Annotated in this window: 9 protein-coding genes; 2 read left to right on the forward strand and 7 right to left on the reverse strand. The window is 43.0% G+C overall.

All coding sequences use genetic code 11. The annotated features are described in order from the left end of the window. Positions 1 to 15: 15 nt before the first annotated feature. The 3 genes from HNQ46_RS10475 to HNQ46_RS10485 all read right to left on the reverse strand — a co-directional run bounded on the left by HNQ46_RS10475 (position 16) and on the right by HNQ46_RS10485 (position 2,320). Positions 16 to 618, reverse strand: coding sequence for a flavodoxin (locus HNQ46_RS10475; protein WP_183684636.1), 603 nt, complete (start codon positions 616 to 618; stop codon positions 16 to 18). 228 nt (positions 619 to 846) lie between these two features. Then, positions 847 to 1,737, reverse strand: a complete 891-nt coding sequence (locus tag HNQ46_RS10480) for a LysR family transcriptional regulator (RefSeq protein WP_183684637.1) — start codon at positions 1,735 to 1,737, stop codon at positions 847 to 849. Beyond that, a complete protein-coding gene (locus HNQ46_RS10485; protein WP_183684638.1) occupies positions 1,727 to 2,320 on the reverse strand; it encodes a TMEM175 family protein in 594 nt (197 codons plus the stop codon). Before HNQ46_RS10485 ends, HNQ46_RS10480 begins: the two co-directional genes overlap by 11 nt. 758 nt (positions 2,321 to 3,078) lie before the next feature. Here HNQ46_RS10485 and HNQ46_RS10490 point away from each other — a divergent pair. Together HNQ46_RS10490 and HNQ46_RS10495 are read left to right on the forward strand one after the other, a co-directional pair. Then, positions 3,079 to 3,528, forward strand: coding sequence for a CopY/TcrY family copper transport repressor (locus HNQ46_RS10490; protein WP_183684639.1), 450 nt, complete (start codon positions 3,079 to 3,081; stop codon positions 3,526 to 3,528). Between the two features lie 19 nt (positions 3,529 to 3,547). Continuing rightward, positions 3,548 to 5,752, forward strand: a complete 2,205-nt coding sequence (locus HNQ46_RS10495; RefSeq protein ID WP_183684640.1) for a copper-translocating P-type ATPase — start codon at positions 3,548 to 3,550, stop codon at positions 5,750 to 5,752. A 203-nt stretch (positions 5,753 to 5,955) separates the two neighbouring features. Here HNQ46_RS10495 and rlmD read toward each other — a convergent pair whose 3' ends face one another. From rlmD to glgB, 4 genes are all read right to left on the reverse strand, one after another. After that, positions 5,956 to 7,638: a 23S rRNA (uracil(1939)-C(5))-methyltransferase RlmD gene (rlmD, locus tag HNQ46_RS10500; protein ID WP_183684641.1), complete on the reverse strand. Its 1,683-nt coding sequence runs from the start codon at positions 7,636 to 7,638 to the stop codon at positions 5,956 to 5,958. A 280-nt stretch (positions 7,639 to 7,918) separates the two neighbouring features. Next, entirely contained in the window at positions 7,919 to 8,968 is a 1,050-nt protein-coding gene (locus HNQ46_RS10505) for a DUF1304 family protein (protein ID WP_243155917.1), read from the reverse strand. 117 nt (positions 8,969 to 9,085) lie between these two features. Continuing rightward, the gene (locus tag HNQ46_RS10510; RefSeq protein WP_183684642.1) at positions 9,086 to 10,255 is read right to left on the reverse strand and encodes a MalY/PatB family protein; all 1,170 of its coding nucleotides are present in this window, start codon (positions 10,253 to 10,255) and stop codon (positions 9,086 to 9,088) included. A gap of 126 nt (positions 10,256 to 10,381) precedes the next feature. Continuing rightward, entirely contained in the window at positions 10,382 to 12,613 is a 2,232-nt protein-coding gene (glgB, locus tag HNQ46_RS10515) for a 1,4-alpha-glucan branching protein GlgB (RefSeq protein WP_183684643.1), read from the reverse strand. Between the last annotated feature and the right edge of the window lie 243 nt (positions 12,614 to 12,856).

The following is a 12,856-nucleotide window of genomic DNA, read 5'->3' on the forward strand; positions in this document are numbered from 1 at the left end:
TCTGCACGGAGTCAGTTATTCCAAGCCAAGCCCTCGTACCCATTCTCTGACGCTATCCTCGCTCGGCTTTTCATTGAAGCGTATACCTTCCACCCAAGTACCGGTTCCTGCCATCTTTTCCAGATTGGTTCCGCTGTCTCCCAGGCCTGAACTTGTGGAAGTACAGAAGGGAACCACTGTTTTCCCGGTGAAATCGTTGTTTTTAATAAAGTTGTTTACCACCCAAGAAGCCTCGCGCCACCAGATAGGGTAACCGAACAGCACCACATCATACTCGTCCCAGTTTGGCACATCTGTAGAAACCAATTCGATATCTTGGAGTGAGGTGTCGTCATGCTCCCTATTTACCCGGCTTGAACGGTCTCTCCAGTTCAGGTCATCATCGGAGTATGAATCGACAGGAACAATCTCAAAGGTGTCAGCTTTCAATTCGTCTGCAACAAAATCTGCAACTCTCTTCGTATTGCCGGAGCCGGAATAATAAACTACAATTGCTTTTCCGGTAAATTCCGTTTCGCTTTTTCCGGCAGATTCCGAATTGTTGTTGTTTGAAGTTCCACACGCCACCAATGTAAGCATCATTACGATGGCTAATAGAACAGGCCATATTTTTCTCATTTTTAACCTCCTTGGCATATCAGGGCATACGCTCCTCGACCGTCTTCACAAACCTCTCCACCATGTTAGGGTCATAGTGTGAGAAGAAACTGTTCTGTTTCTTATTCCATCGTAAAGTCCTCCTTTCAAAAATAGCGGTTTATTCCTCAACCCTGTTTTAAGTATAAAAAAAGAAACCTCAAACAGAAGTCTCTCTTCGGAAAGAAGTTTGTACCAAAAGGTATAAACTTAAACGATCTCTTTTAATGCTGTTAGGAATTGTTTCACTTTTTTATCCGGGGTTCTGGAGTACATCAAACCGTATGGCATATCATGCTTCCAGCACATGCGGACAGTCTTTAGGAGTGGGTGTACTGTTTTCCATCGCTCAGTGGTAATAAGAAGCCTGCCGCCGTTCTCACATTCATTGAAAACACCTGTGTTATAGAGCGGAAAATCTACGATTTTTACCTGCGGATGATTGGTGACAAGGTATTCGCGCAGTGCATCCATGCTGCCCATACTGCCCGGGGAAAGCATCATCAGTTCCTGCCCATACAGATCTTTGATTGCCAAGCGTTTTTTCTGTGCAAGAGGATGATTAACCGAAAAAGCCACGCATAGCTTGTCCCGTGTCAGTTCAATACCATTACATTCGCGGTACATTAACAGTTTCTCATCGAACAGACCCGCGACCACATCGATGGTTTCGCCGAGATTTTTCAGGATCATCCGGGCATTCTCAGGCGTATTATCGAAAGGTACAAGCTGAAATTTCAGCCCCGGCAAGATCTCGGACAGTTTCGGCCATAGTTCCACAAGTACTTCCGCAGGTGTCATAGGCGACGTGCCGATGCGGATAATGTGTCCGTCACTCTTCATGGAAGAGATGGCTCTTGATGCGACTTCACGGCTCATCCTGATCAGTTCCGGCGCATCCTTCTTTAAGGATTCACCGGCTTTTGTCAGCTTTAACCCTCTGTGTGTTCTTTCAAAAAGACGAACGCCAAGTTCATTCTCTAAGAGATTTATCTGCTTGATGACCGCAGACGGCGTGATGTACCTGGCTTCGGCCGCTTTGGAGAAGCTCCCAAGCTCCGCCACCTGCAGGAATAAATCCAGGTGTGGATCATACAGCATCGATCTCACCTAGTTTCTTGTTTTTTCGATTCACTATATGGGGAAGGAAGGTCACCACACACCCTGCCAGAATAACTGCAAACATGTTAATCGGCGGATAAACAAAGATTGCAAGAACAATGCCAATCGCCTTAATAATCAGGTCAGCCGCAACGATTTTCCGGTTACTATAGTCCAACGCGCTCGTCGAACCATTAGCCCTTGCGACCGCTCGCCCAAGCGCCATGTTGGATAGTGAAACACATATCACTATCACGCTGTAAAACATCTGTGCAAAAAGGCTTGTGAAGTGGTTGCTCACAAAGTCTGTCACATACGGGAAGAAAGAGGCAAAAAACAGCATGATGATGCTCCACCAGATCACCTTGTTGTCTATCTTCTCGATCCTGTGCCAATGGTTATGCATATTCACCCACATAGCGCCAAGCCAGAAGAAGGAAATCGTATAGGAGAAGAAATGCGACCTGAGTGCCCAAAGCGATGCCCAGTCAGCTGTCTCCGGTTTCTCAAGTTCCAGCACCAATATTGTCATGATGATCGCCAATATTGCATCCGTAAATGCAGTGAGTCTTTCTTTGCTCATTTTTCAGCAGCCCCTTTCTTCTTCACTACCTATTAATACTGAATATTTTAAGATATAAGGGTGGAATCACCCTTATATCTCTTCTTTCCAAGTATATCAGGCAACTCTTAATAGTACTATGATTAAAACTGTAGAAATTGCAAAAACATCAAAGAATAAATCTTTTATAGCCATTAGGCCCTATAACCGTCTTGTCTAAACCCATATCTAGTAAAAGTGACGATTTTCTATTTTCTTTAAAATCAAGAACATAAACATTAAAATTTAATTTTTTAAATGGCCTTATCCTTTTTTTGAATTGGTCTTGGTTCTCTTCCAGGTCTTTTTTTTTCAATAAATTCAATCTTTACTTTTGGCAGAAGTATTATCCTATCTGGTATTCCTGTCATTGATGGGGATGTAAATTTAAGACAAAGCCCTCTATTCACTTTTATCTTATCAAATAAACTTGATTCTTAACACCATCTCAAAGTTTTAGCCCATTAAATCCATTGGATAAAAGTGCAGAATAAAAATCGGTTGTAAACCTTACATAGTCACTAGTTTTTAAAACAATAGGCCCTATATTCTTGCGAAAAACTTCTCCAGATTTTTCTTAATAAGATGAATCAATTACACAACTTTCATTTAAATAAATCTACAAATTTTGAGTAAAGTTCCTGAAGTGAATTAAAAAGACTTGACATATTTCGTTTACAATAGTAGACTTGCTTTGAGCATATTTGTTTACTTCTGTAGACAACGAAGGAGAAAGGAAAATGAGCACAATAGAATTTAATACTTTTATCACAGATGCTGAATGGGAGGTCATGCGTGTAGTTTGGGCAAATGATCGAGTAACTAGTAAAAAAATCATTTCCGTATTGAAAGAAAAAATGGATTGGACACCATCCACTATCAAAACGATCTTAGGTCGATTAGTTGAAAAAGGCGTACTAAATACAGAGCCAGAAGGTAGAAAGTTTATTTACACTGCCAATATTGAAGAGAAAGAAGCCGTAAGGAATTATGTAGAAGATATTTTTAACCGTATTTGCAATAAGAAAGTCGGAAATGTAATAGGAAGCATCATTGAAGATCATGTTTTAAGCTTCGATGATATAGATCGACTAGAAAAAATATTAGAGATGAAAAAATCTTTCGCAGTAGAAGAAGTGGATTGCAATTGTCCAGAAGGACAATGCGAATGTCATTTACATCATCATTAAGCATAAGGAGGAATTTAAAATGAATAATGACAACAGATATTCGTCCCATAATCACCATGATTATGACTACATGGATAAGTTAAAACACGAGCATGGAATCACAGATGAACATGGAGACCATAATGATAAACATCAAGAACATCATGCTGGGCATGATCACAGTGGGCACAGTGGGCATGACCACAGCGGGCACAGTGGGCATGATCACAGCGGGCACAGTGGGCATGATCACAGCGGGCATGATCACAGTGGGCATGATCACAGCGGACACAGTGGGCATGCCCACCATCATCACGGAAGCTTTAAGGAACTTTTCTTAAAGTCATTGCCACTAGGAATCATTATTATGCTCTTATCCCCTATGCATGGATTTGAACTACCATTCCAGTTTACTTTTCCATATTCTGATATTGTAGTAGCTATTTTATCTACTATATTAATTATTTATGGTGGACGTCCATTCTATCAAGGTGCAGTTGATGAATTTAAACAAAAAGAACCTGGAATGATGGCACTCGTTTCTTTAGGTTTAAGTGTTTCATATTTATACAGTATTTATGCTGTGATCATTACCTACGTAACGGGTGAACACGTGATGGACTTTTTCTTTGAATTTGCTTCATTACTATTAATCATGCTATTAGGTCACTGGATTGAGATGAAAGCTATTGGAGAAGCAGGAGACGCACAAGCAGAATTGGCTAAGTTAGTGCCGAAAGATGCTCACGTTGTATTAGAAGACGATTCAATTGAAACACGACCAGTTGCTGACTTAAAGGTAGGTGATTTAATTCGTGTTCAAGCCGGAGAAAATGTGCCAGCAGACGGGATTATCGAGCGTGGCGAATCACGTTTAAATGAAGCTCTTCTAACCGGGGAGTCAAAAGCAGTAAAAAAAGGCCCTGGCGATGAAGTAATCGGGGGCTCAACAAATGGAGACGGGGTTCTTTATATTAAAGTGCTTGAGACAGGTGATCAATCCTTTATCTCTCAAGTACAGACTTTAATTAGCCAAGCTCAAAGTCAGCCTTCCAGGGCAGAAAATATTGCGCAAAAGGTTGCAGGGTGGCTCTTCTATATTGCTGTTATTGTCGCGCTAATTGCTTTTGTAGTGTGGATGATTATTGGAGATATCCCAACGGCAGTTATATTTACTATTACTACATTAGTTATTGCTTGTCCGCACGCATTGGGTCTGGCTATTCCATTGGTAACCGCCCGTAGCACAAGCTTAGGAGCTAGCCGTGGCTTACTAGTAAAAGACCGCCAAGCCTTAGAAATAGCTCAAGATGCAGATGTGATAATTTTAGATAAAACGGGTACTTTAACAACTGGTGAATTTAAAGTATTAGATGTAAAACTTCTTAATGACAAATATACAAAAGAGGAAATCATTGCCTTACTGTCAGGTATTGAAGGAGGTTCTAGCCACCCGATTGCCCAATCAATTGTAAGTTTCGCCGACGAGCAAGGTATACGTCCAGCATCTTTTGATTCGATTGATGTGATTTCCGGTTCTGGAGTAGAGGGTAAAGCAGGTGGGCACCGTTACCAATTAATCAGTCAAAAAGCCTATGGACGTAATATTGATATGGATATTCCAAAAGGAGCAACTCTTAGTGTCTTAGTAGAAAACGATGATGCCATTGGTGCTGTAGCTTTAGGGGACGAATTAAAACCAACGAGTAAAGAGTTAATTAAAGCTCTTAAAAAGAACAATATTCAACCAATTATGGCAACAGGTGATAATGAAAAAGCGGCTCAAGGCGCGGCAGAAGATTTAGGGATTGAATATAGATCAAATCAATCTCCACAAGACAAATATGAGTTAGTTAAAACACTTAAAGATGAAGGAAAGAAAGTTATCATGGTAGGTGATGGTGTAAATGATGCTCCTTCTCTTGCCTTAGCAGATGTTGGTATAGCTATAGGTGCTGGAACTCAAGTTGCATTGGATTCAGCTGATGTCATATTGACTCAATCCGATCCGGGAGATATTGAATCATTCATTGAATTAGCACACAAAACAACTCGTAAAATGAAACAAAACCTATTTTGGGGAGCTGGTTATAACTTTATAGCTATCCCTCTAGCTGCAGGAATTTTGGCTCCTATTGGTATCACATTAAGCCCTGCATTAGGAGGAATCCTAATGTCTGTGTCAACAGTCATCGTCGCCATTAATGCTATGTTATTAAGTTTAGATCCAAAAAATAACGGTTAACAGATCGAATGATTGAAACTCCTTAAAGTATCAAGATACAATAGTTTTACAGGAGAAAAAGAGATGTAAGTACTGGCTCTTTGTAAAATCGTGTTGGTAGAAGTAGACGATTTTTCTACCAACACGATTTTTAATTTATTATAGAACTGATTTCTTTTAAAATCCTAAAAGCACCTATTTCAACACTTTTATAACTTGTTATTCTATTTTCTTGACAATAATACCACCGTCTCCACATGCCCCGTCCTCGGGAAGTTATCAATTCCCACCCATTTCTCCAGCGTATATCCACCTTCTCTTAGATACTTAATATCTCTCGCCAGACTTCCTGTGTCACAGCTCACATAGACAATACGCTTCGGGCTTAATTCCAATACAGCGGAAAGACAAGCTTCATCACAGCCTTTTCTGGGGGGATCCAGGGAAACCACATCTACCAGATTTCCCACATCCTTGCCTTCTCTCTTCTGTCCTTCCACCCACTCGGGAAGGACTTCCTCTGCGGCTCCCACATAGAATTCTGTATTATGGAGACCGTTCTTTTCCGCATTTTTCTTAGCATTCTCAATGGCTTCCGGAACGATTTCCAGTCCGTAAACCTGCTTGGCCTTTTGGGCAAGAAATAGGGAAATGGTGCCGATTCCGCAGTAACAGTCCCAAACGGTTTCTTCTCCTGTAAGGGCTGCATATTCAAGAGCTTTCCCATAGATTTTCTCGGTCTGGGCAGGATTCACCTGATAAAATGAAGGCACGGAAATAGAGAAGCTCAGCTCCCCGATTTTATCCTCTATGCTGTCTTTTCCGTAAATACAAAGGGTCTCTCTTCCTAAAATGGCGTTGCCGCTACCTTCGTTGATATTCACGCAAAGACCGACAATACTTCCTTGAGCTGTCCCATTTTTCCCGTAATACACATTTACTTGGCTTTGTACCCCCATTCCACAGGAAACATCTTCCCCTCTCTGTAAACCGCCTTCTTCAACTCTTAGCGATAGCCCCTCCAGCTTCTCCCACAGCTCTTTTCCATGGGGCAGGCTCTTTCCGTTTAATACAAGGCAAAGCAGGATTTCTCCGGTAGAAAAGCCCTTTCTTAGGAAAATATGCCGAAGCAGACCCTTCCCTGTTTCTTCCTCATAGCCGGAAATCTTGTATTCCTTTGCCCATTCCTTGATGCACTCTAAAATCAAAGGATTCTCTGCGCTGTTAATCAGGCAGTCCTCGGTTTCGATAATGCGGTGGCTATGGAAGCCGTAAAATCCCATACTAAGATCAGAAGATTTTTCTTTAGCTTCTATTTTATTCTTTCCAGGCCACTTCCCGTCCACTTTCCAATCCGAAACAGAAGTTGACCCTCCACTTCTTATTTCCTTCCTACTCTGCACCGGATACTGGGCTTTATTCCTATAGCGAGATAGAACCCCGCCCAGAATTCCCTCTTTTTTCCTCTCAACTTCTTCCGGAGAAAGTCCGGCAATACGAATCAGGCTTTGGGCGATTCTATCTTCTTTCCATGCCAGCTCTTTTTCATAGGATAAATGCTGTAGCTGGCAGCCTCCGCATTTTCCCGCTACAGGACAAAGGGGTGTAATGCGGTAAGGGGATGCTTCCAGAAGCTTCTCCACCTTGGCATAAGCATAATTCTTTTTTGCCTTTAAAATCCTGGCTTCTACCTTATCTCCCATCACGCTGTCTTTCACGAAAAAAACCAAGCCGTCTTTTTTTCCGACGCCCTGGCCTTCCTCTGTCAAATCTGTTATTTCCAGCGTAATCAAATCATTCTTTTGGAGAGAATGCTCTTTATTCCTCAACTTAGTTTTTTCGGAACTATTTTTTTCTGATTTTCTTTGATTAGACTTATTCTTCTCGGACTTGTGTTCCTCGGTCATATTTTTTCCTAACTTAGTTTTGGCAAACGTATTTTTTCCTGACACTATTTTCCCCTGCATATATTTCTCTGGCTGTTATCTGTTCTTTCCTGATAATCCCACAAAAAGGCTTATCCCTATAGCTATTCCAAAAATCACAAAAATAATCAGCATATTTTTCTCCTATAGGCTAAGACTCTATCCAACTCCCTCTGTGCTAAAGCTCCATCCAATTCTCTCCGTACTAAAAAGCTCTGTCCAACTCCCTATGCACTGAAGTTCCATCCAATTCCGTCTTTCTCTACCACTTCAAAATCAAACTTAAGAGACTCAAAAAAGGGAGTGTCCCTTGCTTTAGGAGAATCATCTTATCCGAGCTAATGGCTCCGTATACCGCCACCAAAAACATGATGCTGCATAGCACAAGGCAAAGCTCCACATTGGCACCGGGACTGAACATACCGTAAAGAAGAGCAAGACCCAGCAGACCGTTATAAATTCCCTGATTTTTAAATAGAGTGTTGATATTTTTATTTCTTAGTTCTCGAACCGACATTTTGAAAACTCGAGAAGTGCTGTCGCTGTCAGTCATAAAGGTTTCCAAAAGCATGATGTATAAAAACAATCCTGCCGTAGCACTCATCAGGATTTTCTGGACTGTGGTGATTTCCATCTTATTTTTCTCCCTGTGGAACTGTAAGGTTTCTTCTACTACTCTGGCGTAAAACATATTGCCGTAGAGATAGCGGTAACCGCCATTTTCTTTTTTGGCAATGGGGTGGCTGTATTTTATCGTCTTCCCTTTCGCCATGTTTTTGGCAAATTCCTCTGCCAATGCATCGGTGTATTTGCCTCCGTTTTTCTCTACATAATACAAAAAGCCGGGGCCGTAATTATAGGCCTGAATCACTGCTTTTTCCTCCAGCCCCAAGGCCCTTGCCTTTTCCTTTAAATCCTTATAATACTTTAACCCTTGCTCAATGGAGGCATCCGTATCCAATGTGTTTACCGGCAGGCCCTTGGACTCGCTGGACTGCATCACATCTTTTAATTTGCCGTGGGATTCCACTGTCATAATGGCAAAGAGTACATCCAAGTCCTCTTCCAGTCCCTTTTCTTTGGCTACTCGTTCCATAGCGGCCTGGTGCTTCAGGACGGAAGCCGGAAAATACCATTGGGTCTGATGGGCTTTTCGGAATAAAAAGATTCCGAAAAGAAAAAGAAGGAAGAAGGCGGAAAAAAGCTTGATACCTTCCATAAAGGAAGCAGTTCTGTCCTGCTGCCTTTTCGCTTTTTTCCCTTGAAAAAAGGAGAAAACTCCCTTTTTCTTTTTGCCTCTTCCTTTCGCCATTCCGTTTCTTTAACCCTCTAAAGCTATCTTTAATAGATTTATATCTCTTATCTAATTCTCTAAATCCATTTGGAATAGATTTGTAATTACTAATCCAAAGAAATTTTATTTATACCTTTATAAGCTTGCCACTGCGTCCCGAAGCTGAATCAATCCCTGTTCCAAAAGCTTCCGTGAGCAGGCTACATTCAGACGCATAAAACCGGAAATTTCTTTTCCGAAGGATACGCCGGCATTTAGGCCGATTTTTGCCTTATGCACCATAAAATCATTCAGTTCCTTGTCGCTCATGCCTAAGCCGCGGCAGTCCAAGAGCATCAGGTAGGTGGCATCCGGCACATGAACCTTAAGCTTTGGAATCTCCCGATTAACAAAGTCTTCCACAAAGCTTAGGTTTGCCTCCAGGTACGGCAGGAGCTGGGAAAGCCATTCTCCACCCTCGCGGTAAGCCGCTTCCATAGCCACGGAAGAAAAGGCATTGTTTCTATGGATATCCATTCTAGTCCAGAACAGGTCGAAATCCTTCTTCAGTTCTTGATTCGGGAAAATGGTGGTGGAGGCCTGCAAACCTGCCAAGTTAAAGGTCTTGCTTAAGGATACGCAGGTAATCACGGTTTCCTTTGCCAAGGGAGAAACGGTTGCAGCGCGCAAATGCTTCTTCCCATGGAAGATAAGGTCAGAGTGAATTTCATCAGAAACCACCAGCACATGGTGCTTATGGCAGATTTCAATCATTCTCTGAAGTTCTTCTTTTTCCCAAACCAGTCCCAGTGGATTATGGGGATTACAAAGAATGAAAATCTTGGCTTCCTTTGCTTTCTCCTCAAAGTCTGCAAAATCCACCTGCCATCTGTCTTCCTTTTCCACCAGGGCATTGGCCAAAACCTTTCTGCCGGCCATGTCCGGAATATCCCAGAATTCTGTGTAAACCGGACTTTGAATCAGGATTTTATCATCCACATGGGAAAAGGTACGGACAATGGCGGTAAGGCTCTGCACTACCCCTAAGGACCAGGACATGAGTGCGGTATTCGGACACCAGTCATAGCGTTCTTTTTCCCAGTTCTGTACTGCCTCAAAATAGGAATCCGGTCTGGAAGTGTAGCCAAAAATTCCTTCTTCCGCCCTTCTTTTACAAGCGTCGATAATGGGCTGGGCTGTTTTAAAATCCATATCCGCAATCCAAAGGGGAATCAAGTCTTCTGTTCCAAACTTTTTGATTCGCTCGTCATACTTTGCACAGCGAGTTCTCTTTCTATCGATTACTTCATCAAAATTGTATTGCATTGGCTTAGTCCCTTTCTTAATGATCCTAGTAGTTTTTTCACTCGTTTTTTTACTCGTTTTTTTACTTTATTTCTTCCGAAAAAGAGCTGCCCTTAGTCGAGCTTTCACCCTTTTCCAGACTTTCCTTCAGCCGGCTTCCTCCCGAACTCTGACTTCGCTGAAGTGTTCCGCCGGCTTCTCTGCCTTTTTCTCTTCTAACTTTTCTGCCGGCTTCTTTGCAGTTTTCTCCGCTACCTTAGAGCTTTCTTTTTTCTCCTGCTGTCCTTCCGGCTTCTCCTCGGAAACTTGAATCTTTTCCTCTTTTCCCGGAGAAAGAGCGTTGGCACAGGAATCCTCAGTTTCCTCTGTAAAGGCAAATAATGCACAGCCGAAGCCCTTTAAGGGGTAGGCAATGTGATAATCTCTTCCGTCACACTCTCCCTTTACCACGGGATAGTATTTTTCTTCCTTACAAAGTCCTTCTTCTGTAAGAATCAGTCTTGCTTCCTTGGCTTTCGGCATTCCTACCCAGTATTCTTCGTGATCCACGGGAGTCATGTTTACTACGAAGAGAAGACTTTCCCGATGCTCTCCCGGAATTTTGGCAGAAAAGCTTTTGCCGTTCTCTAATGCTGTATTGCCGTTTTCTAAAACGTCCTTACCCTCTGTTGCCACTGCCGCCAGGGCGCTATTCTGAACTCCCGGTTTTCCGGAATGGGAAAGATGGTTTTTCGGGTTACGAATGAAGCTGTAAATGGAACGGCTGGCATCATCCGCATTGACCCAGGAGAAGCCTTCATACATATAATCCGCCTCATAAAGGGCCGGATAGCTCTTATACAGTTGTAAAAGATCTCGCAGGAAGGAATGTAAGGAACGGTTCTCCTGTTCTTCCAGCAAATGCCAGTCAATGGAGCAGTCCTCGTTCCACTCCCGGTATTGCCCGAAGTCCTGTCCCATAAAGAGCAGCTTCTTTCCGGCGTGGCCTATCATAAAGAAGTAGGCAGCCTTTAAGTTCCGGAACTTCTGCTCCCGACTTCCCGGCATTTTCTCAATCATGGATCGCTTTAGGTGTACCACCTCGTCATGGGAGAGCACCAGAATGAACTTCTCCGAATAGGCATAGCTCATGCCGAAGGTCAGCTGATTATGGTGGTAGTTTCGATACATGGGATCTTCCTTCATGTAGCTTAGGAAGTCATGCATCCACCCCATATTCCATTTGAAGTGGAAGCCTAAGCCCCCCTCATCCGGAGACTTGGTAATATCCGGCCAGGCAGTGGACTCCTCCGCAATAATTACGGTACCGTCCTCTCTCTTTCGGATAATGGAATTCAAATGCTTAAAGAATTCGATGGCTGCCAGGTTACCGTTTCCCCCGTAGATATTGGGGAGCCATTCTCCATCTTTTCTGCCGTAATCCAGATACAGCATAGAAGCCACCGCATCCACTCGTAAGCCATCAATATGATACATATCGTACCAATAAAGGGCATTGCCAATGAGGAAATTCTGCACCTCTGTCTTCTCATAGTTAAAGACCTTGGTGCCCCAGTCCGGGTGCTCTCCCAGACGGCTGTCAGGATGCTCATAGCAGGCGGTTCCGTCAAAGTTAGCTAAGCCGTGGGCATCCTTTGGAAAATGTGCGGGAACCCAGTCTAAAATCACTCCGATTCCGTGCTGATGCAAAATGTTGACCATTTCCATAAACTGTCGGGGATCACCATAACGGGAGGTTGGCGCATAATACCCGGTCACCTGATAGCCCCAGGAGCCGTCAAAGGGATGCTCTGCAATGCCCATTAATTCTACATGGGTATAGCCCATGTAGTTACAGTATTCTGCCAGCTGTTCTCCCGCTTCGATGTAATTGATAAAACCGTTATTTTCCGGACGATTGTGCCGCTTCCAAGAGCCCAAATGCACCTCATACACGGACAGGGGGGATTCTTCCGGATTTCTTTTCTTTCGCTCCTCCATCCATTTTCCGTCTGCCCAGGGAAAATCGGAAAGGTCTGCTGTAATAGAGGCGGTTCCCGGTCTGAATTCTGCGGCAAAGGCATAGGGGTCTGCCTTGAAAATCCATTCCCCGGCCTCTGTCAAAATAGCATACTTATAAAGCTCTCCTACCCCCATTCCGGGATAAAATCCTTCATAAATGCCCGTACTCTCTAAGGGAAGCATGGGATTCCTCTCCGGATCCCAGCCGTTTCGATCACAAACGATGGACACTCTCTTGGCATGGGGAGCCCAAACCGCGAAGTGGATTCCCTCCTGCCCTTCAAAGCAAGCAGGATGAGCACCCATCTTCTCATAAATTTTATAATGCCTTCCGTTTCCAAAAAGATACCGGTCTAACTCTGAAAGAAAACCTTCCATAGAACTCTCCTCCTCTTTCCATCAGCAGATGGGAATCATTCTCGTCGTTTATTTTCTTAGTATACCTTATTTTCAGGGCTTTTGTCCTCTTATTTTTAGTGCTTTTCTCCTCTTTTTTATAGAACTCTTCTCTACTTATTTTCAGATCTTTTGTCCTCTTATTTTTAGAGTTGAATCTCCCTATGTTACCGATTGGCAGAAAAAGCTAAAAAGGAAAAGGAGGGCTAAGCTTCCCTCCTTTTC

The sequence above is a fragment of the Oribacterium sinus genome (assembly GCF_014202695.1).
GTDB lineage: Bacteria > Bacillota > Clostridia > Lachnospirales > Lachnospiraceae > Oribacterium > Oribacterium sinus.

Bases quoted from the DNA above. Each gene is read 5' to 3' on its own strand.
- HNQ46_RS10480 (WP_183684637.1), bottom strand. From the start codon at position 1,737: ATGCTGTATGATCCACACCTGGATTTATTCCTGCAGGTGGCGGAGCTT.
- HNQ46_RS10485 (WP_183684638.1), bottom strand. From the start codon at position 2,320: ATGAGCAAAGAAAGACTCACTGCATTTACGGATGCAATATTGGCGATC.
- HNQ46_RS10505 (WP_243155917.1), bottom strand. From the start codon at position 8,968: ATGGCGAAAGGAAGAGGCAAAAAGAAAAAGGGAGTTTTCTCCTTTTTT.
- HNQ46_RS10495 (WP_183684640.1), top strand. From the start codon at position 3,548: ATGAATAATGACAACAGATATTCGTCCCATAATCACCATGATTATGAC.
- rlmD (WP_183684641.1), bottom strand. From the start codon at position 7,638: ATGACCGAGGAACACAAGTCCGAGAAGAATAAGTCTAATCAAAGAAAA.
- HNQ46_RS10510 (WP_183684642.1), bottom strand. From the start codon at position 10,255: ATGCAATACAATTTTGATGAAGTAATCGATAGAAAGAGAACTCGCTGT.
- HNQ46_RS10475 (WP_183684636.1), bottom strand. From the start codon at position 618: ATGAGAAAAATATGGCCTGTTCTATTAGCCATCGTAATGATGCTTACA.
- glgB (WP_183684643.1), bottom strand. From the start codon at position 12,613: ATGGAAGGTTTTCTTTCAGAGTTAGACCGGTATCTTTTTGGAAACGGA.
- HNQ46_RS10490 (WP_183684639.1), top strand. From the start codon at position 3,079: ATGAGCACAATAGAATTTAATACTTTTATCACAGATGCTGAATGGGAG.